Consider the following 18,443-nt stretch of genomic DNA (forward strand, 5'->3'; position numbering starts at 1 on the left):
GACTGGCAGGCCCAATCCACCGATCGGTCCGAATCCAAATGGGCTGGCATGCCTGCCTCCCGAGTCGTCGCAAGCCAGCTAAATCGAGGAGCGACCTTATCAGGTGCACGTCACGAGAGGCTGGGATGATGAAGTTCAACAGACTAGACACCGCGGTCGTCTTCATCGACCCGCAGAACGACGTCCTGAGCGAAAACGGAGCAAACTGGGCGGCGGTCGGCGCGAGCGTTGCCGAGAATGGCACCGTCGAGAACATGGAGAGAATCTTCAAAGCTGCCCGCGACAAGAACTATCTCGTCTTCATATCGCCGCACTATTTCTACCCGACCGACAGGACCTGGAAATTCAACGGTCCGCTCGAATCTGATGAATTCCGAACCGGAACATTCGCCCGCAGCGGCCCGCTGAATCTGGCCGGCTTCACGAACTCGGGCGCCGACTGGCTGGATCGTTTCAAGCCCTACATCGAAGACGGCAGGACGATCATCGTCAGTCCGCACAAGGTTTTCGGCCCACAGACCAACGATCTGGTCCTGCAGCTTCGTAAGCGCGGGATATCGAAGATCATTCTGGGTGGAATGCTGGCGAACATGTGCGTCGAGTCTCACCTTCGCGAACTCCTGGAGCAAGGCTTCGAAGTCACGGTCGTGCGCGATGCGGTCGCGGGCCCGCGCCATCCCGACTGGGGCGACGGATACAAGGCCGCGTTGGTCAACTACCGATTTCTGGCCCATGCCGTCCTGCGACGGCCGAAGTCGTTGCCGCGATGGACTGAGAACCGCGAGTGAATCAGGAAGATACACCGGCCGGTCCAACTCCCGCCATCACGAGCATACCCCGTCCCGCCGGACGATCTGTCTCACGGCCATTGTCCCCGGGCGCGGAAACTGACCTTGTCGGCGACCTGCTCGCCGAGGCCCTCGCGCTGCTCGAGCAGGACGTGGGGGCGGCAAGGCGGTGCATCGAGAGCGCCCGCTCGCTTGTTCGCGCTCCCGCATATGAGAACCGTCCGAAGAATTGCCGCCTCGCCGACTGGCAGGTGCGACGCGCGCAGGACTTCATCTGCAATAATCTTGGCAGCAACTTGAGAATCGATGTGGTCGCCAGGCTTGTCCATCTCAGCTCCAGCTATTTCTCGCGCGCCTTCAAATCTACGACGGGCATTTCCTATTCGGACTTCGTGGCACGCGCCCGGATTGACCTCGCCAAGCAGCTCCTGCTCACCACTGAATTACCGATCTCCGAGGTGGCCTTGAACTGCGGGCTGGTCGATCAATCGCACCTGACACGGCTATTCAATCGCGTCGTCGGTTTGCCGCCCAACACTTGGCGGCGCCGGGTCTTGGGTAACGCGCTCGTAGACCGCGTCATCGCCTGCGGAAGCACTCATCCAATTCTTCCGACGCACGTCATCGGAAGGTAACACCAGTGAAGGGAAACCCAGCATGCACAAGAATGTCTTCACGCCTGCCAACGCGGCGATGCTTCTGATAGACCATCAAGTCGGAACGATGTCGTGGACCCACTCGCACGACATCAACCTGGTCAAGGCGAATGCGATCAAGCTCGCCAAGATCGCGGCCGGATCCGGCATCCCCGTCTTACTCACCGTCAGCATGGAAGATCACGTTCAGGGCCCGTTGATCCCTGAGCTCAAGGAGATTTTGCCGGAGGCGTATGAGAAGCGGATCAAGCGCCCCGGAATAGTCAACGCGATGCATCACGAGGAATTCAACAGCGCGGTCAAAGCGCTCGGCCGCAAGAAGCTCATTGTCGCGGGTATCACCACCGAGATCTGCGTCCTGTTCCCGGTGCTTCAGATGATTGACGAGGGGTACGAGGTTCAGGTTGCCGCTGACGCCTCCGCTTCTTACACGAAGTACGGCGACGACATCGCGCTGCGCCGCATGGAGAAAGCCGGAGCCACCATCATCACGCACGATCAGTTGATTTCCGAGCTCGCGGTCGATTGGCGAACCCCGCTGGGCCAGAAGCTCTCCGGCATCCTCGCCTATCATTGACCCCGGGTGTCGAGGGCCATCGCATCGACCGAGTTGGACAGGGCGGCCATGCGATCGGCGCGCCCTATCCACTGACCGCCGTCACCCCGGACATGACGCCTCGATCAAGTTGCCTAGCGAGACAATTTGTCGACATTCCCCGCCGTGACCTCGAACGCATCGTCATCGAAGGGCTTCCGGTCGAGGAACCGGTACGTGTAGCTGCGTTTAGCGAAGCGCCAGCCGTCCGTCTGCCGGACGAATTCGTCATTATAGACAGCTAGGTTTTCGTAATAGGTGCTTTCGCCCCTGCCGTGTTCGCGGACCACAAATCTAGCCGTTGCGCTATCGCCATCGAGCACCACGACGCCCGAATGCGTCATCTGCATGAAATAGCGCTCCATCTTATAGAGGCCTTCAAGCATGGCAACGATTGCCTCCCTTCCGCTGGCAGACAACGGAAGAGGTGGACCGATATTCCAGACGGCGCCGTCGGTTGCCCACAGTTGCGCGAAGGCGGCGATATCGCGCTCGTTGACAGCATCGCTGAAGCGGGCTGCGAGGCGGTGGATTTCTGCTTCATCCTCCAGCGCGCGCAGTCGCCTTTCGACGTCCCCGCTCATCTTACTCGGACGGGTCGAGCAGCACGTAAAGCTGCGTAATCTTGCCGTCCCGGAAGAGGGCGACGTCCGTGCCGGAAACAGGCGCGGGCTGTCCCTTGTCGTCGACGGCGCGCCACCTCAACCGCCCCAGGCCGTGGTGACCGACGGCCCGCCCGGCCGGAGCGAAAGCCATTCCGGGCGGGAGCGTGTCGAGAAGAGCTCCAACCGCGCTCGATATGGCGTCAAGCCCGGTCACGACGTGGCCCTCCTCGTAGAGAACGCCGTCTGACACCCAAAGCCGCTCGAGCGCCCGGCGCCGCGCGACCGCATCTCGTTGGCTGAACACCTGTGTTGCATTGGCCTTCAGGATCGTATCGTAGTCGACCTGAGCGGCTTCACTCTTGGAGCTCATGGGACTTTCCTTAAATCAAGAAGCCATCGCGGACGGCGGCCGGGACGCTATTTCCGGATGAAGTTTAGAATATCTGCGTTCAACTCGTCGGCATGGGTCGTAAGCATGCCGTGCGGGTATCCTTTGTAGACCTTGAGTTCACCTTGCTTGAGCAGCTTGACGGAAAGTAGCGCGGAATCCGCGATAGGAACGACCTGGTCGTCGTCGCCATGCATCACGAGCACCGGCACCTCGATCTGTTTCAAGTCGTCGGTAAAGTCGGTCTCGGACCAGACCTTGATGCAATCATAGTGCGGCTTTATCGCACCCATCATGCTCTGTCGCCACCAGTTACGGATGGTGCCCTCCTGCACAGCGGCGCCAGGCCGGTTGAAACCGTAGAATGGCCCTTTCGCGATATCGAGATACAACTGGGCGCGATTGGCAGCAAGCGCCTGACGATAGCCGTTGAACAGTTCCATCGGCAGTCCACCCGGATTCTTGTCCGACTTCAGCATGACCGGCGGGATTGCGCCGACCAGAACCGCCTTCGATACCCGACCGGGCTTTGCGCGGGCAACATAGCGTGTGGCCTCACCACCGCCGGTTGAGTGGCCGATATGTACTGCCCCCCTGATATCCAGATGCTCGACGAGGGTTGCGACGTCGGTCGCGTAAGTGTCCATATCCGTACCGAACTCGGTTTGGGACGAGCGACCATGCCCCCGCCGATCATGCGCGACTACCCGGTATCCTTGCGACAGGAAGAACATGAGCTGCGCGTCCCACTCGTCCGAACTCAACGGCCATCCGTGATGAAATACGATGGGCTGCGCGTCGCGCGATCCCCAGTCCTTGAAGAAGAGCTGGGCGCCGTCGCTCATGGTAACAAAGCCGGTCATGATTTTTCCTTTTCGTCGCTCTCAAGTGAGGGTCGCGACCAGTAGAGCAGTTGCGATCGCGCTTGAATGTAGAGTTCGACGACGGGTGATGGACCGCTCTGACCTCGGCGTATTGGAGCCTGGCTCCGTATTTGTATTTTGATGTCGCTGCGAGCCTGCTGCACACCTTGACGTATTGAAGTTGCCGCGAGTGAAGTACTAGATCGCATCGGCGAGCACCGGACCAATCCGGCTCAGCGTTCAGGACTGGACAAATGTCTGATAGTACCACGCGCCGAGGCTACAAGCACGGCGCCCTCGACACACCCTCGGACCTCGGCACAAATGCCGTAGCAGCTATCGCAGCTGCGCTGACGACGCTGCTCGCCGATGTGCTCACTCTTTTTCTCAAGACCAAGAATTTCCATTGGCACATGTCGGGGTCGAACTTCCGGGACTACCATCTGCTTCTTGACGAACAGGCTGATCAGCTTTTCGCCATGACGGACGAGATCGCCGAGCGCGCCCGCAAGATCGGCGGCACGACGCTGCGTTCGATCGGCCACGCATCGCGCCTGCGGCGCATTGCGGACAACGACGCGGACTTTGTTGCGCCGGGCGACATGCTGGCCGAACTGCGGGAAGACAACAAACAGCTGATCGTCTTCATGCGGGAGACGCACCAGCTTTGTGACAAGCGCGGTGACGTCGCCACCGCCAGCCTGCTGGAAAACGGGATAGATGAGGCCGAACGCAGGCTCTGGTTTCTGTTCGAAACGACGCGACTGGCAAGGTGATGTCCCGGCAAAGACCAGCGGCTGCAGCCATTCGCGTGTGTCGGCTCCCCTTGCCTGGCTGTGACTGACGCGAAAGCGCGGAAGGCGGACCGGTGTGGAAGCGTGTCTAACATATGTGTTGGGCTGGGGCGCTGACACAGGTCTGCCGGACACTTAAGCCGCCGCCCAATAATTGCATTGGCAGCAATATTGAAGTGTCGAGATGGGTCGTTCCCAATGAGCGGATACCGGGCCAACCTCCACTCCGGATCGGGAATTGACCCGGCCACGAATTCGGAAACACAACGATGAAGCTCTACTATCATCCCATGTCGGGCCATTCGCACCGGGCACGGCTCTTCGTCTCTCTGCTCGGAGAGCCCTTCGACCTGATCGAGGTCGATCTGAAGTCGGGCGCGCACAAGGAGCCCGAATTTCTCGCGCTCAACCCTTTCGGCCAGGTGCCGGTGCTCGATGACGACGGAATCGTCGTGTCCGATTCGAATGCCATCCTCGTTTATCTCGCCAAGAAATTCGATCGGAAGGACTGGCTTCCGGAGGATGCGAAGACCGCCGCGGAGGTTCAGCGTTGGCTTTCGGTTGCGGCCGGAGAAGTCGCGTACGGTCCGGCCGCGGCGCGGCTCATCACTGTGTTCGGGGCCAAATACAATCCCGAGGACGTCATCGGCCGTGCTCACGTCCTGCTGAAACGGCTCGAAACTCACCTGACGGATACCGACTGGCTTGTCGGCAAACGACCGACGATCGCGGACGTGGCACTTTACAGCTACGTCGCCCGCGCGCCGGAAGGCAACGTCGATCTGTCCGGCTACCCCAACGTGAAGGCGTTCCTGCGCCGTATCGAGGCGCTCCCGGGCTTCATTCCCTTCGTCGAGACACCGGTCGGCCTCTCGGCCGCTGCATAAGAGGCGCAGCGGGCGCGTCTGCGGCGCGCCAGCCGTCGACTGGGGAGGAGCGACAAGATGAGCGGTCGGCGGTTGGCGAAACAAATCGAGGTCTGGCATCCCGGAGAAAGGGCGATCCAGGCGAAGATCGGCGTCGAAGATCGAATGGCTGTGGTCGGCCGGCGCGTGGTCCGGGACTACATGCCTGATCAGCACCGCGAGTTCTACGCCAAGCTGCCATTCGTCGTTCTCGGCAGCGTCGATCCGACAGGAGATGCATGGGCCACCTTTATAGAGGGAAGGCCGGGCTTCATGACGTCGTCCACCCAAAAAAGCCTCGATATCGCCGCGCGGCCCGATGACACCGATCCGGCAAGCATTGGAATGTCCGAGGGCAGCCCCGTCGGCCTGCTCGGGATTGAGATGCACACCCGGCGGCGAAACCGCATGAACGGCTTTCTCGGGATCAGCGACAACGGCTTCAGGGTCGAGGTCGATCAGAGCTTCGGAAATTGCCCCCGCTACATCCAGCTGCGCGACGTCGCCTTCGACCATGAGCCGGGCCGGGCGTTTACCGGTAGCGTCGAGGACATGCCCGAGCTGGATTCTGCCTCACGCGCAATGATCCGGGCGGCGGACGCCTTCTTCGTCGCATCCTATGTCGAGCGCGACGACCGGCGTCAGGTCGACGTCTCCCATCGCGGAGGCAAGGCCGGCTTTGTACGCGTGGCCGAGGACGGAACGCTGACTATCCCCGATTTCGACGGAAACCTGTTCTTCGCGACGCTCGGCAATATTCTGGTAAACGGCAAAGCCGGACTTCTCTTCGTCGACTACAAGACCGGCGACATGGTGCAGATGACCGGCGACGCCGAAGTCCTGCTGGATTCCCCCGAGATTGCGGCGTTTCAGGGCGCCGAACGGCTATGGACGTTCCGCGCCCGCCGGGTGGTGCGCAGGCGTGGCGCTCTCGCCTTGCGCTGGACGTTCCAGCAGGACGGCTGGTCTCCGAGTTCGTTGATGACCGGCGATTGGACTCAGGCCGCCGATCGGCTCCGCGCGGCCGAGCTTGCGACTCGCTGGCGGCCGTTCAAGGTCACCAGGATCGTCGATGAAAGCCGTTCGATCCGCTCGTTTCACCTGCAGCCGGACGATGGCGCAGGGCTGCTTCCGCACGTTGCAGGCCAGCACCTGCCGATTCGGGTTGCGCTTCCGGGTACCGACAAACCTCTGCTGCGGACCTATACGCTGTCTGTGGCTCCCTCGGATGGCATATACCGCATCAGCGTCAAGCGCGACGGCGCCGTTTCGAAACATCTCCACGAGAATGTCGGCGTGGGCGACATCATCGAGGCGCGGGCACCGGCCGGAGCGTTCGTGATCGATGCGGGCTCCAAGCGCCCTGCGGTCCTGCTGGCCGCCGGGATCGGCGTCACGCCGATCCTCGCGATGCTGCGCCACCTCGTCTATGAGGGCCTTCGCAAGCAGCGCGTTCGTCCCACGACCTTCTTCTACGCAGCGCGCTCGAAGCAGGACCGTCCCTTCGACGGGGAACTGGCTGAGCTCGTCGAAGCGGCGCAAGGCGCGGTGAAACTCGTTCGGGTGCTGAGCGACCCGTCCGATGCGCGGGAGCGCGTCGACTATGACGCGTCTGGCCGCATCGACATGGACCTTCTCACGCGATATCTGCAATTCAACGATTACGAATTCTATCTGTGTGGTCCGGCGCAGTTCACGCAAACAGTCTACGATGGACTGCGCGGATACAACATCGCAGACGGCAGGATCCATGCGGAGGCGTTTGGGCCCTCCTCTTTGAAGCGCACTGCCGATGCTACCGGCGAAGCCTCCGCGAGCCCTGCGCCTTCCTCCAAACCCGTCGCGGTCGCTTTCATGAATTCCTTGAAGGAAGCACGCTGGACACCTCAATCGGGGACTCTGCTCGATCTGGCGGAAGCGCGGGGACTATCGCCTGATTTCAGCTGCCGCGCCGGCACCTGCGGTACGTGCAAAACCAAGCTTATCGCGGGCGCGGTCGCTTATGTGAACCGGCCCACAGCGAAAATTGCACACGACGAAGTCCTGATCTGTTGTGCGGTGCCTGCTGAGCAAACGGCGGATGCGGAGGATCGAATTCAGCTCGCCCTTTGACGGCGGCGATCCTCAAATGTCCATGATTACTGAACCGACTAACCCGAAGGAGAGTTGAAATGTCTCGTCCCCCACTCCCGCCGTTCAACGAACAAACCGCGACCGAGAAGGTCCGGTTGGCCGAGGATGGCTGGAATAGCCGCGATCCCGCCAAGGTCGCCCTGGCCTATACGCTCGATACTCGTTGGCGCAATCGCGCGGAATTCGCCAACGGCCGTGAGGAAGCTCAGGCTTTTCTCACCCGCAAATGGAATAAGGAGCTCGACTATCGATTGATCAAGGAGCTCTGGACGTTTGCGGGCAATCGCATCGCAGTGCGCTTTGCCTATGAGTATCACGATGATAGCGGCCAGTGGTTTCGTGCCTACGGTAACGAGAACTGGGAGTTCGCGGAGGATGGGTTGATGCGCGCCCGTCACGCAAGCATCAACGAACATCCCATCGCCGAATCCGATCGAAAGTTTCGTTGGGTGCTTGGACGTCGTCCTGACGACCATCCGGGATTGAGCCATTTCGGCTTCTAATCAAGGAAAGCAGCGGAGTTGACCATGCCCGGCTTCAACCTTGATGAGCGCGTCCGGCTGTCGATAGAGATGGCATTGACGGCTGAGGGCCATAGTTCTTTGCGGCAGCGCCAGGATGTGGAAGCAAGAGGGCTTGGAATGTCCGGCGCCGAAATCGACGCCGCGCGTCGGGGCCGCAGCTTCGACGCGTGGACGTCCATCGCCCTGGCGCTCGCACGCGCGGCCTGCCAAGGCGATGATGCCGAGCTCAAGAACCATCGGGAAAAAGTGCTGAGCTCCGGTATTTCGGAGGTAACTTGTCAGGAAATCGAGGAATTTGCGGAGCGAGTTGCCTCACCGCACCTGAAGCCTGGCTGACGCCCCTCGCCCGATCTCGCTGGGGCGCTAGGCCTTTCATTTATCCCGTCACTCGGCTATGGGCCCTGGGGCAATTTTGCGAAGGTCTTCCCGCTCTTGTGGTGTTGGAGCTTCGGACAGAGAAGCGAGGTAGGTTGCAGGAGGACAAATGGATCGCTGGCAGGCGATGCGCATCTTCACGAAAGTCGCGGAGAGTGAGAGCTTCGCGGAGGCGGCGCGCCACATGCACATGAGCGCGCCGGCTGTGACCCGTGCCGTCGCCGCGCTCGAAGAAGCGATCGGCGCTCGGCTCTTCGTCAGGACGACACGATCGGTGAAGCTGACGGAGGCGGGCGGCCGCTATTTCGACGATTGTCGCCGCATTCTCTCGGACATCGACGAGGCGGAAGCAGCAGCCGCTGGCTCTTACGCCAAGCCGTCTGGGACGCTGGCGGTGACGGCATCAGCCCTTTTTGGCCAGATGCACGTGCTCCCGATCATGACCGAATACCTCGACACCCACCCGACAATGTCGGCAAGAACGCTGTTCATAGACCGCCCCGTGAACATCATCGAAGAAGGCATCGACGTCGCCGTCCGCATCGGTCGATTGCCGGATTCCGGCTTCACGGCGATCAAAGTCGGTGAGGTTCGCCGTGTCATCTGCGGCGCGCCGTCCTATTTCGAGAAGCACGGCATCCCGTCGACGCCGGCGGATCTGAAGGATCATCGTATCGTTGCGTCGACCAGTGCGTGGGCGTCACCGGAATGGCGCTTCGCGGGCGACGAGCGCGTCACTCTCCGCCCTGCCCTGCAATGCAATACGAACGAAGCCGCAATTTCGACCGCGCTGTCGGGATGGGGCTTGACGAGGGTTTTGCACTACCAGGTCGGGCCGGCACTAATCGAAGGGCAATTAAAAATCGTGCTGGGCGACTACGAGGAGCCCCCCTTGCCGATCAATATCCTACATCCTTAGGGGCGCCATGCGCCCGCCAAAGTGAGGGCTTTTCTCGATCTTGCCGTGTCACGCCTGCGCGCAAACCGCACGCTCAACTGACGCCTGCGGCGGTCAAAAAAAAGAGCCTCACCGCTTTCCGACATCGCCCCCTTGGGGGTCCTGAACGTGGACGACGGCCGCCTCGTCGTATCCGCTTCTGCTGCTATAAAACATCAGCGCCATCAGGCCTGATCCGATGACAAGGGAGAAAACCGTCCCGAGTCCCAAGGCAATCCAACCGTGAATGGACATCTGCGTATCCCCCGCTGATGTCCATCCGACCATTGCGAGGACGACGGTAAGCAGCAGAACTGCGAAGAGCACGACAAGCACTGCCACGCCGCCCACTCCGATCGGATGATTCGATACGCTTTCATGATGTGACATGCTCTTTCCCTTTCGTCTGCTCGTGAAGCTCCCGCCCAGCGCAGTCGCATCGACCCGTCTCCTGCGATCAATATGCGCCGCGCCTGGGTTCAGCAGAACGGCCGATTTTGACACTTCATCGATGCGTAGAACGAAACAGACGGGGAGCATTCGGCGGATTATGCAGCCGGAAGCCGCATGGTAATCTTCTCAACGGAACCATGCCTCCTTCGAATCCTACACCGTTCCGCCGCCCGCTGCGCAGGCAATAGGCAACCACAGATGGTGGCCCAACGCCCGAGGAATCACCCGAGTCGCAGTCATGCAGCCCTCGGATTCCTGGGGCGGATTTGTCGGGCGCCCAGCTCGCTCAAGTCACTCCGAAAATACGTTGCCGCTGAACATGCCCCCTTTGAACACGGTCGCACCAGGGTCGGTCGTGAAGAGGACGACATCGGCCTCGGACTGTGCAGAAACAGTCCCACGGCCGTCCTCGAGATAGGCGCTTTCACCCGCATGAAGCACGACGCCGCCAATGCGGACCTCGCCGGCGAAGACGTAGACCAGGCGAATCGCGCCACTTGCCTGAAGCGCTGGAAGCGCAAGATTCGTTCCTGTCGACAGACGAGCGTCCTGCACCCAGGCCTGAGCACGCACCTCCAAGGGAGCACCCTCGGGGGCTGCGAGCAGACGCCAAGCATCGCGACTCAGGGCCTCACCGAAATCGTGAAACTGCACCTTCGGCGTCAGATCGGGGGCTCGTGGGCGCAGAAAAATCTGGAGCGCCTCGGTTGCTCCGGGCCCAAGCATTTCCTCCTCATGCTGGAATGTGTGGCCTGCGTTCATCATCATCAGACGAGTTTTGGTAATGCTTTGCTCATTCCGCATGCTGTCGCGGTGGAGCATTGCTCCCGTACGCACATAAGTCAGGATTTCATCGTCACGGTGCGGATGCATCGCGATGACATGCCCGGACGAAACGCGTGCTCGGTCTATTCGACCGATGGCACCGATGCCGCTGTCACCGGCGTTAAGAGCCAGTCCGGGGTAAAGAATTTCGACGGCGAAGCCACCATTCCAATCGCCCCGCTTGCTGCCGTGTTGGATTTTGAGCGGCGGCATGACATCTCTCCTCTATCCAGGACAGGATCGGCTTCGAGGCCATGAGATCCCACCGAACTTATCGGCAGCGACCAACACGACCCCTGTGGACTCCTAGGTAGCGTTGCGATTTTGGATCCGATAGCCGTGCTGTAAGGTAAGCTGTGTCGCCAGGATGGGAACGACGGGGGTTGGACGTCATGGAGCTTGAAGATTTGGAAGGAGAATGGAAATCCGGCCTATTCCTACTATCCCGTTGGAAAACGCAGACGAGATGTTCGTCCTGGAGATGTGGGAGACATTGAATGACCTGGAGAACCACATCAACATGCCGCACTACGTGGCGTTTGATGACAGAAGACCTCTTTTGGAATCCTATGAAGCCCAAATGTACCAGGCAAGCTCAACGAACGGAGCACCAAGGTCCAATTGATCCCCTGCGAGCTTGAGATCCTCCGATGCACCTCAGAATGATGGTCCGCAGCGAAAGATGACTGCGCTTACGGGAAGCGCAAGGTTCGGCCGCCAAGGATATAAATTCGCGGCTTGAGCCATTCGCATCCCCTCCGCATGCCACAATCCGATGCCATAATGCAGTGACAGCGTCTGGAACCACTCAGCCTTTTGGACGAGTTCGTTGCCCCGAATAAGTCCCTTCAACATGCCGCTCCCTTGCCCCTTCTCTCAGATTTCGTGTGCAGTTAGATGACACGTCACTGTGTTGTTGCGCTTCGCTCGAAGGGCTTGTTTTCGGCGATGAACCTCGCCGCCAACACCAGGGCACCCATCGAGAACTCTTTTCCGTGCGCGGCAATCATGCGCTCGGAGATCTCCGCCAGTTCCTTGAAGAACTGATCCTTGCTTGCGGCTTCGTTTGACGCTTCGGTGACCGTCATGAATTTTCTCCTTGAGCTCGCGGCAAGGCTCTTCGCCCAGCTCGCCGTTACTTGAACATTTGCGGCGGAAACGTCACGATCGCCGCCTCACCGCCGTGTGTCCCGACTGCAAGATGCTGGCCGTCATCGGACCAGCGGACGACCTGGACCGCGCTCCGGCCCGGCGGTTTGACGACCAGCTCATCAGGGTCGCCAATCCTGGCGACCACGACCCTGCCGTCGGTGTATCCTGCCGCGACCAACGGACGTCCCGGATGTATCTCCACCGCCTCGACGAGAACGAATCCGGCCCGTCCGGTGCTGAGGCTCGTCGGCTGTTCGCGATCCTCGTCGAGAGTGGAAACGTCCCATGCGATCATGCGGTAGGCCCCGCTCGTCACAAGAACGCGGGAGTCTGCACTCCACGAAAGAGACCCGACGCTTGCAGGATAGCTCGGAATCCGAACGGCCCGCGCGTCGGAAAGGCGCAGCAACACGATGCCGGCTTCTGCGACGGACATCGCCAACCAGCTTCCGTCGGGACTCCACGACAAGCTCGAGATTGAGCCCAAAGCCATCGAGATGGTGGGCTCAGGTCGGGGTCCGAAGGCACGCACAAGCAGACAACCGTCAGCCCCTATCGCGAAGCTTCGACCATCTGGCGAGACGGCCATCGCGGATGAACGCCCTCCCGCGCGCTCCTGACGCCATCCGACCTCGCCCCTGGAATCGCAGTAGATAACCGACCCGCCGGAAGCAGCCAGAATGCCGCCGGCGTGCACCGGGGCGACGAGATCAATCGGGGCTCCGAGCTTCGCGGCTTGTCGGGTGCCGCCGGATGCCGACACGTGCAGCAACTGACTGCCATCGCTTGCGATGAAGCCCTCGGGCTCGACCGAGGCGAGATGAAGAGAAGCATCGCTGATGACGACTTTCGTCAACGGCGGGACCGGATTCCGGCGCGGTGAGATCATCGGCCGGCCGCCGTCCAAGGCCATACGATACCGATCCTTCGGCGGTTCGTTGTCGGCCAGCGGAGCGATGGCCAGAGATCCGTCGGCAAGCGCGAACGCCACTGCCTGTCCCGCAGCGTCGAACGCCGCGTTCGTAACGGGCGCCTCCATGATCCAACGCCGACCAAGCAAGTCATAGAGTGTAGCGGTCTCAGCTTCCATCGTGTCCATCGGTCGTCTCACCTGCCGGTCGCAATGCACCTGTCGAGTTCTTCAAGGCGTCGTTCCAGCGCGGCGCATTGGGCGCCGCATGTCGCCATTCCGGCCTTTGCGTCTTTCAAGCGCTCGTGCGCTTCCTCGATAGCGCAGGCGAACGCATGCGAAGCGCCTGTCGCTGCAATCTCCTGCTCAATCCTCTGAATCTCGAATTCTGCTCCGCCAGCAAGCCGACGGTTCAGAAGGTTCCAGGATTGAGCGGCCGATATCTGCTGAACGACGAACAACCGCTCCTTCAGCATTTCGACAAGGACTTCCGGATCGACATTCATGCGCTCGACTCGATTTGATCCAGGATCAGCTGGAGGCCTCGGGCATCGGATACGAAGTGTTGCTGCGCGTCATTGACGTGAGATTGCAGCGAGTCCCACAGATCGACCCTCAGCAACCGCGCCGGATCGCCCACCATCGTCTCGATGGTCTGGAGGCCGAATTGATGCCGCAAGCCGATACCCTGCAATACGAAATCCGACAGCTCGCGTGCATGTGTTTCGACGAAAGGTCGCAGTAGCGGATGTACGCCGTAGCTCATGCCGCGCTTTGAGAGCTCGGACTCGATGAATATGATGAAATGTCGCACCAGAAGATTTTGGCTTTCGCCGACCAAGTGCACCACGAAGGTGATGTCGCGGTCGGCGCGCGCAAGGATCTGCGAGGCCAGCGTCGCCGCAGCGACCGGCCCTTCCCCGCCCTTTTGTTCATCCCAGGCAGCCGCCATGCCAGCCCCCGATCGCTAAGTCCGGGAACGGTATTGGTGCAATTTGCGGTACAGTGTGGCGCGTGAAAGCCCGAGCTTTTCCGCGGCAGCGGCAATATTGCCGCCGGCGTTTGCGACGGCTCTCTCGATGGCACGACGCTCCATCTCGTCAAAGCGCGCGATCTCGTCACTCTCCGATCCCGTCGCACTATTCTCCGACTGCACGGAGATTGAAGCAGGTTGAGCCGGCGCCACCTCCGCGAAATCCTCTGGCAAGTCCCTGGGAGTGACGATGCCGGTGATCGTCATCAGCACGAGGTTCTCAACCAGATTGCGCAGCTCGCGAACGTTTCCCGGCCAGGAATAGCGGCGCAGCAACTCCATGGTGGCCGCCTCGAAGCGCAGCGGCTGGGTACCGTAGATCGTCGCGAAATGTCCGTTGAAGTGATCGATCAGGATCTCAACGTCGCCCAGCCGCTCGCGGAGTGGCGGGATGGTGAACTTGACGACGCCGATCCTGAAATACAGATCCTTGCGGAAACGCCCCTCGGCCACTTCCTGCTTCAGATTCCGATTGGTCGACGCCACGAGCCGGACGTCCACCGGGCGCGCCTTGCTGTCGCCCAGTCTGTACACCGCGCGCTCTTCCAGCACACGGAGCAGGTAAGGTTGCAGGTCCATCGACATCTCGCCGATCTCGTCCAGGCTAAGCACGCCGCCATTGGCAAATTCGAACCGCCCGGGCCTTCCCTCGCGCGTAGCGCCGGTATAAGCGCCCGGCGCATGCCCGAACAATTCGCCGCCGAGCAACTCTTTCGACACCGCACCGCAATTGAAGGCAACGAACGGCTCCTTGCCTGTCTTCAGACTGGCGGCATGAACCAGGCGGGCAAACAGTTCCTTGCCGACGCCCGTCTCGCCCTCGAGCAGGATCGCGGTCCGGCCGAGCGCCGCCCGCTCAACTTTCTGCACCACGTCCAGCAATGCATCGCTACATCCAACGATTGCTTCCTTTGCCGACATCAGAGCTGCGCGGGCCGCCGACGACGTTTCGGATGCAGCAGGATTTGTCCGCGGCTTCGAAGCAAGCACGAGCATTGCGCCCTTCACAACCCCGTCGACGACCAGCGGCTCGATCCGCTGCTCGCGCAGCTCCTCAGGCAATCCCTCCGCCAGGTCTTTGCCCAGCAGGCCTTCACGACTTGGGAGTATCTGCGACCCGATGCTCAATTCGCGAGATTGCACGGTCCGTCGCCAGCGCGCCGACGCCATGTCGTTGTGATGGATAACCCGACCAAAGCGATCCAGGATCACCACGCCGTCGGCGCTGCCCATTCCCGGCAGTCGAGAAATACTTGCCTCGAGCAGGCGTATTCTCTCGAGGCGGAGCTTTTCCGAGAGTGCGAGTTCGATGTGGTTGGCGGCGATCACCGCCAATGCGACATTGTGCCGGTGAAAGATCGCCTGAGGTCCGGAAAAATCGATGATGCCTATGATGCTGCCATCGATCGGGCTACGAATGGGACTACCGACGCAGGTCCAGGCCTTGATGCCCTCGGAAAAGTGTTCTGCGGCATGCACATGAACCGGTTTTCCCGTGACGAGCGCCGTGCCAATGCCGTTGGTGCCGGTCACCGTCTCGCCCCAGGCGGCGCCGACTTCGAGGCGAATATCGTGCCCGGCATCGATCGTCCGCTGATCGCCCCCGACATCAAGCACGACGCCATTCCTGTCGGTGATGACCAACATGGTGGCCGCATCGCCAAGTACTTCCGCAACGCGGCGGAATGTCTGGGCGCTGGAGCCTAGCAGATCATCGTTCTTCAGACGCAGCTCATAGAGATCGTCCGGCGAAGTCACGAAGCTGCTGCCCCTGCAATGGGCGTTGACCCCCGACTTGATGCTGCGCTGCCATGATTCTTCGATGACGCCCCGCACCAGAGCGCTCTCGCGCTTTGCATCTCCGAACGTCAGGAAGTCTTCCCACGCCTTGTTGGTCTCCCGTTCATCGTACGGCCGTCCCTGCTCCGCATCCGCGGCCTCCGGAATTTTGTAGCCTTCCAGCGAAAACGGCGGCTTAGCCATGAAGGTTTCCGTCAGCATTGGAGCACCAAACCCATATTGGCAAACAGCAGCTTGATCGACAGAAACGGCATGAGCCGGGCCAATGAGATCGTGCCCTCACAGGCTCGGCTTACGCGGATCATTCGACCGTTCTGGCAATCGCGTCCAAACCGAGACGGCTCGAGATGATCTGCTCCAGGCGCGCTTCCGACGCCTCGTCCGGGACGCTCACTCCCTCGAGGTCGATCAGGGCCCTGTACAATTCGTCGTCGAGCGGCTCGAAGATCCCGTTCTCTCGCGTCGCCAGAGCGAAGTGTCGCGACTGCCCGCCGCCGCGCAATTCACCGACAAAATGGAGTTGCCGCCCTGACGCGAGATCGGCGATCACGACGCGGCCGTTATAGCTGATCCGCACATAGGGCTCGATCTCCCTTGGGCGAGCCCGAGGCGTGGACCAGAGCTTGCCCGACGGCTGAGGCTCAGAGGGAGGCGTCGGATTGCGCAACTCCTGCCAGCGCCCGAGCGTCAGATGATTGGCGAGCGAATTGATCTTCGTGCGGTTCTTCTGAAGGAAGTCCTTCGCCTTGAGCTCTTCGCGGTGCGGACCGTCGCGCCTGGAGATGATGTAGGCCATGTCCCGTTTCCTCCTGCCCCGGCTGGTCGGATGACCTTGGAGGCTTATGATTTGCCTCCTTCGGGCTCACGCCGAAGCTTGCAAGATTGTAGCTGTTTCCAGATCGTTGTCACCGTCCAATCATTCGATCGTGACGGTCAAGCCATCGCCGCATTTGGCGCGTCACGTCAGCCATTGACGCCCTGGCGGAACGCGAACCGCGTTCATGTGCTTCAAGCCCGCCCAAGCTTTTCTGCTCCGCCGCCCAACGCAGGTCCCTGCGTCGGATCGACGTACTCCGGCACATCGGCAACCAGCGTATTGGTCGTCAGCACCAGCGTTGCCACGGAAGCGGCATTTCGAAGCGCGGTATACGTCACCCTGACGGGATCGACGATGCCGGCAGATACCATATCGATGAACACGCCGTTTGCAGCGTCGAACCCGACACCGGCCCGCGAACTTTGCAGCTCGGCCACAACCTTCGCCGCATCATGGCCGGCATTTCGGGCGATGAAAGCGGCAGGACGCGACAGGGTTTCGCGCACCAGCTTGATGCCTTCACCCAGGTCTCCATTGATGTTGCCGAGGGCCCGCGCCACCACAGGCGCGCACTGCGCCAATGCCGTCCCGCCCCCCGGCACGATGCCCTCCTCGGCCGCAGCGCGCGCCGCACTGAGCGCATCGTCGATCAACTGGATTGTACGCTTTTGCTCCACCGGCGTGACGCCGCCCGCAAGGATCACGGCGGTCCCACCCGAGAGCTTAGCCAGGCGCTCCTTGAGCTTGTCCTGCTCGATGTTGGGCGGTGCCAGATCGTGCTGCTTGGCGACCTGCTGTCGGCGCGCGGCGATCGCCGCATCGTCCCCACCGCCCCGGATGATCACCGTTTCGCGCGCACTGGCCCGAACCTGCCGCGCAGTGCCGAGATCGGCAAGGCTCGCCTCTTCCAGCGCGCCCCCGAGTTCGCGGGCGATGACCCGCCCTCCGGTGATGATGGCGAGGTCATCCATCATGGCCTTGCGCCAGTGGCCGTAGTCCGGTGGATTGACCACCAGAACCTTGCCGCGGTTGCCTTCGCCGAGCAGCGTAACAACCACTTCCGGGGCGATCTCTTCGGCGACGATGACAAGCGGCTTCCCGGTCTCCGCAACCCTCGCGCGCACCGCCGCCAACTCGCCCGGCACCTTGATTTTCAGGTCCGTCAGGAGAATGTAGGGCTGATCCAGCACCACCTCCATCTTCTCCACGTCCGTCACCATATGGTGGGAAATGTAACCGCGGTCGAACGACATGCCTTCGACCACCTCGAGCGTCGTACTCGTGGTCAGCCCGTAATCGGAACTGATGATGCCATCCTTGCCGACGCGCTCGACCGCCTCGGCGATTAGACCGCCCAGATGAGAGTCGGTCGACGCAATCGTTGCCACGGCCTGTAGCGTCTTGCGGTCCGATACCGGAATTGCCGCACTCTTCAGGCTCTCGACGACGACTTCGACGGCGCGGTCGATCCCCTTGCAGAGGTCGACCGGCTTGGCGCCACGCTCGAGGGCCGCAACGCCGCCTTGAATGAGACCGTTCGCGAGCACCATCGCCGTCGTCGTACCGTCGCCGGCAACTTCGTTGGTCTGCATCGACACCTCGCGCACCACCTGGGCGCCCATATTCTCGAAGCGATCCGGCAAGTCGATCTCGGAGGCGATGGTAACACCATCGCGCGACACGATGGGCGTGCCGATCGGCCTGTCGACCATCGCGTTCATACCCTTGGGGCCGAGGGTCGATTCGACCGCGGCAGCAAGCTTCTGGACTCCGCGCGCAAGAGCGCGGCGAGCTTCTATGTCATGCAGCAGAACTTTTGGCATCGCGTATCACTCCCACGTGGTCGTCTCTTGGTTATCAGGTCGGGCGGTCTTGCTGTCCGCTCCGTTT

At 61.2% G+C, this 18,443-nt stretch carries 20 protein-coding genes and 1 pseudogene; 9 read left to right on the plus strand and 12 right to left on the minus strand.

What is annotated here, in order from left to right; translation table 11 throughout:
• The first annotated feature begins 38 nt into the window (after positions 1-38).
• The 3 genes from XH96_RS24095 to XH96_RS24105 are packed head-to-tail and all read left to right on the plus strand — an operon-like array spanning position 39 to position 2,021.
• Positions 39-788: a cysteine hydrolase gene (locus XH96_RS24095; RefSeq protein ID WP_210337760.1), complete on the plus strand. Its 750-nt coding sequence runs from the start codon at positions 39-41 to the stop codon at positions 786-788.
• Positions 785-1,423, plus strand: coding sequence for an AraC family transcriptional regulator (locus tag XH96_RS24100; RefSeq protein WP_194387962.1), 639 nt, complete (start codon positions 785-787; stop codon positions 1,421-1,423). Before XH96_RS24095 ends, XH96_RS24100 begins: the two co-directional genes overlap by 4 nt.
• Positions 1,424-1,445: 22 nt before the next feature.
• The gene (locus tag XH96_RS24105) at positions 1,446-2,021 is read left to right on the plus strand and encodes an isochorismatase family protein (RefSeq protein ID WP_194387963.1); all 576 of its coding nucleotides are present in this window, start codon (positions 1,446-1,448) and stop codon (positions 2,019-2,021) included.
• Positions 2,022-2,134: 113 nt separating this feature from the next.
• On the opposite strand, the gene XH96_RS24110 is transcribed toward XH96_RS24105, so the two are convergent.
• Genes XH96_RS24110 through XH96_RS24120 form a run of 3 tightly spaced genes read right to left on the minus strand, consistent with a single transcriptional unit; the run spans position 2,135 to position 3,895 of the window.
• The gene (locus XH96_RS24110; RefSeq protein ID WP_194387964.1) at positions 2,135-2,623 is read right to left on the minus strand and encodes a nuclear transport factor 2 family protein; all 489 of its coding nucleotides are present in this window, start codon (positions 2,621-2,623) and stop codon (positions 2,135-2,137) included.
• Between the two features lies 1 nt (position 2,624).
• A complete protein-coding gene (locus XH96_RS24115; RefSeq protein ID WP_194387965.1) occupies positions 2,625-3,014 on the minus strand; it encodes a nuclear transport factor 2 family protein in 390 nt (129 codons plus the stop codon).
• Between the two features lie 47 nt (positions 3,015-3,061).
• Positions 3,062-3,895, minus strand: coding sequence for an alpha/beta fold hydrolase (locus XH96_RS24120; protein WP_194387966.1), 834 nt, complete (start codon positions 3,893-3,895; stop codon positions 3,062-3,064).
• A gap of 254 nt (positions 3,896-4,149) precedes the next feature.
• Between XH96_RS24120 and XH96_RS24125 the strand changes: the two genes are divergently transcribed.
• The 6 genes and pseudogenes from XH96_RS24125 (at position 4,150) to XH96_RS24150 (ending at position 9,626) form a co-directional block, all read left to right on the plus strand.
• Entirely contained in the window at positions 4,150-4,671 is a 522-nt protein-coding gene (locus XH96_RS24125) for a Dps family protein (protein ID WP_194387967.1), read from the plus strand.
• A gap of 287 nt (positions 4,672-4,958) precedes the next feature.
• On the plus strand, positions 4,959-5,576 hold the full coding sequence (locus XH96_RS24130; protein ID WP_194387968.1) for a glutathione S-transferase family protein: 618 nt from the start codon (positions 4,959-4,961) through the stop codon (positions 5,574-5,576).
• Positions 5,577-5,633: 57 nt separating this feature from the next.
• Positions 5,634-7,706 (plus strand): pyridoxamine 5'-phosphate oxidase family protein, encoded by a 2,073-nt coding sequence (locus XH96_RS24135; protein WP_194387969.1) that lies wholly within the window; start codon positions 5,634-5,636, stop codon positions 7,704-7,706.
• Positions 7,707-7,765: 59 nt separating this feature from the next.
• Positions 7,766-8,230: a nuclear transport factor 2 family protein gene (locus tag XH96_RS24140; RefSeq protein ID WP_194387970.1), complete on the plus strand. Its 465-nt coding sequence runs from the start codon at positions 7,766-7,768 to the stop codon at positions 8,228-8,230.
• Positions 8,231-8,254: 24 nt separating this feature from the next.
• On the plus strand, positions 8,255-8,587 hold the full coding sequence (locus XH96_RS24145; RefSeq protein ID WP_194387971.1) for a hypothetical protein: 333 nt from the start codon (positions 8,255-8,257) through the stop codon (positions 8,585-8,587).
• A gap of 148 nt (positions 8,588-8,735) precedes the next feature.
• Positions 8,736-9,626, plus strand: a pseudogene (locus tag XH96_RS24150) (LysR family transcriptional regulator).
• Between the two features lie 27 nt (positions 9,627-9,653).
• Here XH96_RS24150 and XH96_RS24155 read toward each other — a convergent pair.
• From XH96_RS24155 to XH96_RS24195, 9 genes are all read right to left on the minus strand, one after another.
• Positions 9,654-9,953, minus strand: coding sequence for a hypothetical protein (locus tag XH96_RS24155; RefSeq protein WP_194387972.1), 300 nt, complete (start codon positions 9,951-9,953; stop codon positions 9,654-9,656).
• Between the two features lie 354 nt (positions 9,954-10,307).
• Complete coding sequence (locus XH96_RS24160) at positions 10,308-11,054, minus strand: pirin family protein (protein ID WP_194387973.1); 747 nt, start codon at positions 11,052-11,054, stop codon at positions 10,308-10,310.
• Between the two features lie 692 nt (positions 11,055-11,746).
• Positions 11,747-11,929 (minus strand): hypothetical protein, encoded by a 183-nt coding sequence (locus tag XH96_RS24165; protein ID WP_194387974.1) that lies wholly within the window; start codon positions 11,927-11,929, stop codon positions 11,747-11,749.
• 47 nt (positions 11,930-11,976) lie between these two features.
• The gene (locus tag XH96_RS24170; protein WP_194387975.1) at positions 11,977-13,092 is read right to left on the minus strand and encodes a WD40 repeat domain-containing protein; all 1,116 of its coding nucleotides are present in this window, start codon (positions 13,090-13,092) and stop codon (positions 11,977-11,979) included.
• Between the two features lie 8 nt (positions 13,093-13,100).
• Positions 13,101-13,409: a hypothetical protein gene (locus XH96_RS24175; RefSeq protein WP_194387976.1), complete on the minus strand. Its 309-nt coding sequence runs from the start codon at positions 13,407-13,409 to the stop codon at positions 13,101-13,103.
• Positions 13,406-13,855 carry a hypothetical protein gene (locus XH96_RS24180; protein ID WP_194387977.1) on the minus strand — a complete coding sequence of 150 codons (450 nt, stop codon included), beginning with the start codon at positions 13,853-13,855 and terminating at the stop codon, positions 13,406-13,408. The genes XH96_RS24175 and XH96_RS24180 overlap by 4 nt, the downstream gene beginning before the upstream one ends.
• 15 nt (positions 13,856-13,870) lie before the next feature.
• Positions 13,871-15,937, minus strand: coding sequence for a sigma-54-dependent Fis family transcriptional regulator (locus tag XH96_RS24185; protein ID WP_194387978.1), 2,067 nt, complete (start codon positions 15,935-15,937; stop codon positions 13,871-13,873).
• Positions 15,938-16,037: 100 nt separating this feature from the next.
• On the minus strand, positions 16,038-16,532 hold the full coding sequence (locus tag XH96_RS24190) for a hypothetical protein (RefSeq protein ID WP_194387979.1): 495 nt from the start codon (positions 16,530-16,532) through the stop codon (positions 16,038-16,040).
• A gap of 212 nt (positions 16,533-16,744) precedes the next feature.
• Positions 16,745-18,376, minus strand: coding sequence for a molecular chaperone GroEL (locus tag XH96_RS24195; protein WP_194387980.1), 1,632 nt, complete (start codon positions 18,374-18,376; stop codon positions 16,745-16,747).
• Between the last annotated feature and the right edge of the window lie 67 nt (positions 18,377-18,443).

Source organism: Bradyrhizobium sp. CCBAU 51765, from assembly GCF_015291725.1.
In the GTDB taxonomy this organism is placed as follows: domain Bacteria; phylum Pseudomonadota; class Alphaproteobacteria; order Rhizobiales; family Xanthobacteraceae; genus Bradyrhizobium; species Bradyrhizobium liaoningense.

Excerpts from the sequence above, each read along its gene's own strand:
- XH96_RS24105 (WP_194387963.1), top strand. The coding sequence starts at position 1,446 with ATGCACAAGAATGTCTTCACGCCTGCCAACGCGGCGATGCTTCTGATA.
- XH96_RS24130 (WP_194387968.1), top strand. The coding sequence starts at position 4,959 with ATGAAGCTCTACTATCATCCCATGTCGGGCCATTCGCACCGGGCACGG.
- XH96_RS24160 (WP_194387973.1), bottom strand. The coding sequence starts at position 11,054 with ATGCCGCCGCTCAAAATCCAACACGGCAGCAAGCGGGGCGATTGGAAT.
- XH96_RS24140 (WP_194387970.1), top strand. The coding sequence starts at position 7,766 with ATGTCTCGTCCCCCACTCCCGCCGTTCAACGAACAAACCGCGACCGAG.
- XH96_RS24115 (WP_194387965.1), bottom strand. The coding sequence starts at position 3,014 with ATGAGCTCCAAGAGTGAAGCCGCTCAGGTCGACTACGATACGATCCTG.
- XH96_RS24180 (WP_194387977.1), bottom strand. The coding sequence starts at position 13,855 with ATGGCGGCTGCCTGGGATGAACAAAAGGGCGGGGAAGGGCCGGTCGCT.
- XH96_RS24120 (WP_194387966.1), bottom strand. The coding sequence starts at position 3,895 with ATGACCGGCTTTGTTACCATGAGCGACGGCGCCCAGCTCTTCTTCAAG.
- XH96_RS24145 (WP_194387971.1), top strand. The coding sequence starts at position 8,255 with ATGCCCGGCTTCAACCTTGATGAGCGCGTCCGGCTGTCGATAGAGATG.
- XH96_RS24185 (WP_194387978.1), bottom strand. The coding sequence starts at position 15,937 with ATGCTGACGGAAACCTTCATGGCTAAGCCGCCGTTTTCGCTGGAAGGC.
- XH96_RS24165 (WP_194387974.1), bottom strand. The coding sequence starts at position 11,929 with ATGACGGTCACCGAAGCGTCAAACGAAGCCGCAAGCAAGGATCAGTTC.
- XH96_RS24190 (WP_194387979.1), bottom strand. The coding sequence starts at position 16,532 with ATGGCCTACATCATCTCCAGGCGCGACGGTCCGCACCGCGAAGAGCTC.
- XH96_RS24125 (WP_194387967.1), top strand. The coding sequence starts at position 4,150 with ATGTCTGATAGTACCACGCGCCGAGGCTACAAGCACGGCGCCCTCGAC.
- XH96_RS24170 (WP_194387975.1), bottom strand. The coding sequence starts at position 13,092 with ATGGACACGATGGAAGCTGAGACCGCTACACTCTATGACTTGCTTGGT.
- XH96_RS24110 (WP_194387964.1), bottom strand. The coding sequence starts at position 2,623 with ATGAGCGGGGACGTCGAAAGGCGACTGCGCGCGCTGGAGGATGAAGCA.
- XH96_RS24195 (WP_194387980.1), bottom strand. The coding sequence starts at position 18,376 with ATGCCAAAAGTTCTGCTGCATGACATAGAAGCTCGCCGCGCTCTTGCG.
- XH96_RS24095 (WP_210337760.1), top strand. The coding sequence starts at position 39 with ATGGGCTGGCATGCCTGCCTCCCGAGTCGTCGCAAGCCAGCTAAATCG.
- XH96_RS24175 (WP_194387976.1), bottom strand. The coding sequence starts at position 13,409 with ATGAATGTCGATCCGGAAGTCCTTGTCGAAATGCTGAAGGAGCGGTTG.
- XH96_RS24135 (WP_194387969.1), top strand. The coding sequence starts at position 5,634 with ATGAGCGGTCGGCGGTTGGCGAAACAAATCGAGGTCTGGCATCCCGGA.
- XH96_RS24155 (WP_194387972.1), bottom strand. The coding sequence starts at position 9,953 with ATGTCACATCATGAAAGCGTATCGAATCATCCGATCGGAGTGGGCGGC.